The organism is Proteus sp. MB838, from assembly GCF_054767435.1.
In genome coordinates this window covers 1-524 of sequence record NZ_BAABMO010000111.1, presented here as the reverse complement: position 1 = coordinate 524, position 524 = coordinate 1, and the positions used below count along the sequence as shown (strand labels likewise).

Here is a 524-nt window from a genome sequence, read left to right as displayed (position 1 = left end):
AGCCTGCGAAGGTGTACTGTGAGGTATGCTGGAGGTATCAGAAGTGCGAATGCTGACATAAGTAACGATAATGCGGGTGAAAAACCCGCACGCCGGAAGACCAAGGGTTCCTGTCCAACGTTAATCGGGGCAGGGTGAGTCGACCCCTAAGGCGAGGCTGAAAAGCGTAGTCGATGGGAAACGGGTTAATATTCCCGTACTGGTGGTAACTGCGATGGGGGAACGGAGAAGGCTAGGTTGTCCGGGCGACGGTCGTCCCGGTTCAAGCAGGTAGGCAGAGTGATTAGGCAAATCCGGTCACTTAATGCTGAGATGTGATGACGAACCACCAAGGTGGTGAAGCAATTGATGCCCCGCTTCCAGGAAAAGCCTCTAAGCTTCAGGTTACCAACAATCGTACCCCAAACCGACACAGGTGGTCAGGTAGAGAATACTCAGGCGCTTGAGAGAACTCGGGTGAAGGAACTAGGCAAAATGGTGCCGTAACTTCGGGAGAAGGCACGCTGGCGGTAGGTAAAGTCCCT

Annotated in this window: 1 rRNA gene; it reads left to right on the top strand. The window is 53.6% G+C overall.

Annotated features, from left to right (window positions below):
• Nucleotides 1–524: ribosomal RNA gene (locus ACYUCW_RS18165) — 23S ribosomal RNA — on the top strand; the annotation flags it as partial.